This window comes from Lentiprolixibacter sp. (genome assembly GCF_982873095.1).
Genome location: NZ_CEYNTP010000247.1, coordinates 1 through 4,036 on the forward strand (window position 1 = coordinate 1; position 4,036 = coordinate 4,036).

Genomic DNA, 4,036 nt, shown 5'->3' on the forward strand with positions numbered 1-4,036 from the left:
GTTATCTGCAGAAGGCCCTTCACCAAAAGATGGGGTGTACGCTTTTTGCAGCGGTGGCGATCAGAAGGCGAGAGGGCATAAAGGCTATGTAGGGGAAGATGGCTATCATCGTTTGAATATTCTCGAAGTACAGCGCCTGATCCGCTTTATGCCCAAGGTGGTCATTGCCGTGGTTCCGGGTTGGGCTGTCGGGGGCGGGCACAGCCTGCATGTGGTTTGTGACCTTAGCCTGGCAAGTAAGGAGCATGCTATTTTCAAGCAGACCGATGCCGATGTGACCAGTTTTGACGGGGGGTACGGATCGGCCTATCTGGCGAAACTGGTAGGGCAAAAAAAAGCCAGGGAGATCTTTTTCCTGGGGAGGAGCTATACCGCGCAGGCAGCTTATGAAATGGGAATGGTCAATGCCGTAATTCCCCATGAGGAGCTGGAAGAGACGGCCTACGAATGGGCTCAGGAAATCCTGGAAAAATCCCCGATATCCATTAAGATGCTGAAGTTTGCCATGAACCTTACAGATGATGGGATGGTGGGCCAACAGGTGTTTGCGGGCGAAGCTACCCGCCTGGCCTATATGACAGATGAAGCCGTTGAAGGCAGGAATGCGTTTCTGGAAAAACGCAAACCCAATTTTGGCAAGGATAAATGGATTCCCTAATCAGGAGGGAAGGAGGTGGGAAAACAAAAAGAGCCCTGTCTTTACGATCAGGACCCTTTTACGAGAACACTATATGAAAATGAAAAAATTAACTCCTTGATTAATTACACAGTAAACTTACTTCCTAATACCCGGCAAAGGAAATTATTGTTGTGAGGGTAGGGAATTCTGTGGTGAAGGGGTGGATTTGTGTTATTTGCTGTTTTGTAACCTAGGGAAAAGCAGCTACAACTTCCTTTAAAAAGTTATCCAGATCGAAATCTGGTGGCTCTGCCAACCCAGTCCTCACTATAACGAGGTCTTTGGAGGGGATGATGAATACATATTGTCCCTGGTAGCCATTTGCCGAGTAGAGGTCACGCGGTACTCCGGGATACTTGCCTTCCGCATTTAACCAGAAGTGCGCCCCGTAGGTGCCGTCAGAATGGGCTGTAGGTGTGGTAACGTACTTTACCCAGGAGGCATCAAAAAGCTGTTCCCCATTCCAGTTGCCCTCATGTAGGTAGAGCAGACCAAACTTAGCCCAATCGTGGGTACTGGCCCAGGTATATGAAGACCCTACAAAATTTCCACTAAGATCTGTTTCTATAAGCATGCTGGACATACCCATCTTATCGATCAACTCTTTATATGGGAAATTCAGATAGTCCTGGTGTTGTGAAAATTGTTGGCGCAGTATGCCTGATAGTAAATTTGAGGTCCCGGAGGAATAATTCCAGATTTCCGTTGGCTCACCCACAGCCTCTTTGCTTTCCTGCACCTTGGTCATGTCCTTTGAAAGGAACAACATACGCGTAACATCTGAGATTTCCGTGTAATCCTCATCCCATTCCAAACCACTCTGCATTCGCAGCAGGTGGTTCAGGGTAATATCCTTTCTGGGATCGTTTTGCCAGCTTTTTACTGGGGCTGGACGATCCAAATCAACCTTTCCCTGGTATTCCAGTATACCGAAAAGCGTCCCAAGGACACTTTTACTCATGGACCAGCCCAGTATCGGGGTATCCGGTCCAAAGCCATCCACATAGCGCTCGGCGACTATATGGTCCTTATACACTCCCAGCAGTGTCCTTGTTTTTTGCACTTCTTCATTTTCAAACGGAAGGTCCAGGGCCATTTCCAGTTGTTGGTAGTCTACTTCGGAAAAAAAACTGTCTCTGGGCGCTCCATTTCCATAGGGGAAGGGGAGGGGGCTGCTAAGGAATTCCCTCTCTGGGCGGGCGGTGTTGATGGCATCCCTGGCCCCATCGATTAGCAGGGCACATCCCAAACCTTCCCGGCAAATGGCCTTGCGCTTCATCAAACGTATTACTCTTGCAGCAACACTGTTTTCCGCTGTGTTGACCTCAGTACTTGCCAATTTTATAAGCGGCACATTGTTGTCATTCTCCACAACTGAGGCTTCGCTTCGGCCCGAAATAAACAAGGTAGAGGCCATGTTCTTGGCCGCATAGCCGGAAATAATGGTAAGCTTGGGGTACTGGAATACCGCTACAGCTACTAAGGCAGCTATTAGTATTACCAGAAGTCGTTTTCTTGATTTCATAAATATTCGCCCTGAATTATTTAGGACGCTAACGAAGATAAAGAAAGTTGTTTTTCTCAGCCCTTTGTTTGGGATAATTAATTAATACTAGAGCGTTGAGGAGTGTAAGGAGTGGAATGTGGACGAGTTATACCTTCTATATTGCCCCAAAGGATAGTTGCATCGAATAGGCCTAATAGGTAGCATAACTAAGAATTTTTAAGGGTATATTTGGATATCGGGAAACCAAATTAAAATGTCGGGAATTATTGATACGCGCCCCAATAGATTGGGGTTTAGATTGCGGTTAGGGATGATGAGCGCTATACTCATGGCGGTTAGTTTTTCTTGTATTGACAAAAAGTCGGATACCTTATTTAGGGAAGTAGCACCTAAAGAAAGCGGGATTCAGTTTGAAAATACCCTGACGGAAAGCTACGATCATAATATGCTGATGTTTTCCAATTTTTACACCGGAGGCGGGGTAGGTATACTCGATGTGGATAACAATGGCTTACCGGACCTCTTTCTCGGTGGAAATCAGGTAAGCAGCAAGCTCTATCTGAATCAGGGAGGGCTTAAGTTCAAAGACATAACGGACGAGGCAGGTGTAGCCACAGATCGCTGGATTACGGGGATTTCCGTGGTGGACATCAATGCCGATGGTTATGACGATATCTACCTTTCTGTGTCCGGTTTTGTGAGCGCTGGCAAAAATGAAAACCTGTTATTCATTAACAACCGGGACAATACCTTTTCGGAAAGGGCAGCAGCCTATGGGTTAGATGAAAAGGCCCAAACCACACATACCAGTTTTTTTGACTATGACCGGGACGGGGACCTGGACGCCTTTATGGCGATCAATCCCACGGATTTTACCCTGTTTTACATGAACCGGGTTAAAAAACCAGCGATTAATGGAGAAGCAAAAAGCACCGATAAACTCTATGAAAACCTTGGAAATGGTAAGTTTCAAGAGGTCTCAAAAGAAGCAGGGATCCTTTATGAAGGATATAGCTTAGGGCTAAATACTTCTGATGTTAATGGAGATGGCTGGGTAGACGTTTACGTGACCAATGATTTTATCACCAATGACATCCTCTACATCAATAAGGGCAATGGAACCTTTGAAAATGCTTTGAAATCTGCTTTTGAAGTCACCAGCTATGCCAGTATGGGAAACGATGTGGCTGATATCAACAATGACGGCCTGCTCGATATGTATACGCTGGATATGTTGCCCGAGGACAGTTTTCGTGAAAAGCTACTGGTCAATACTACCAACTACAATTTTTATCAGATGGTCCTGAAACTGGGGTACCACCCCCAGTTTACTAGGAACGTCCTGCAGCTCAATAATGGGGATGGGACCTATTCGGAAATCGGTCACCTTGCAGGGGTTTCGCGTACTGACTGGAGCTGGAGTCCTCTCTTTGCGGATTTTGATAACGACGGATTTAAAGATCTGCATGTTACCAATGGTTTCAGGCGCGAACTGGGCAATCTGGATTACATCAATTACAACGAATATTCCCCCTTTGTAAATCCGGGCTCCAGTATCAAAAAGCAAATTGATGAAATAAATACTACACCGGGTATACCCCTGACGAACTACGCCTTCAAAAACCAGGGAGACTTAAGTTTTACAAATACTACCAAAGCATGGGGATTTGATAAGCCTACCTACAGCAATGGCAGCGCTGTGGCTGACCTGGATAATGATGGCGACCTGGACATGGTGATCAATAATATAGATATGCCTGCCTTGCTTTATGAAAATTTGACCAATTCGGGGGAAGCCCATTACTTAAAGGTTAAACTGCTGTACCAGGGGTCCAATCCCGATGCTATTG

The 4,036-nt window shown here is 46.1% G+C and carries 3 protein-coding genes; 2 read left to right on the forward strand and 1 reads right to left on the reverse strand.

Translation table 11 applies throughout. The annotated features are described in order from the left end of the window. On the forward strand, positions 1–658 hold a 658-nt coding region (locus AC4E7D_RS12510; protein ID WP_490174123.1), incomplete at its 5' end, for a 1,4-dihydroxy-2-naphthoyl-CoA synthase. A gap of 211 nt (positions 659–869) precedes the next feature. Here the strand turns inward: AC4E7D_RS12510 and AC4E7D_RS12515 are convergent. Beyond that, positions 870–2,204 (reverse strand): serine hydrolase domain-containing protein, encoded by a 1,335-nt coding sequence (locus tag AC4E7D_RS12515; RefSeq protein ID WP_490174124.1) that lies wholly within the window; start codon positions 2,202–2,204, stop codon positions 870–872. A gap of 235 nt (positions 2,205–2,439) precedes the next feature. Here AC4E7D_RS12515 and AC4E7D_RS12520 point away from each other — a divergent pair. Next, positions 2,440–4,036 (forward strand): FG-GAP repeat domain-containing protein (locus AC4E7D_RS12520; RefSeq protein ID WP_490174125.1); only part of this gene is annotated, 1,597 nt, incomplete at its 3' end.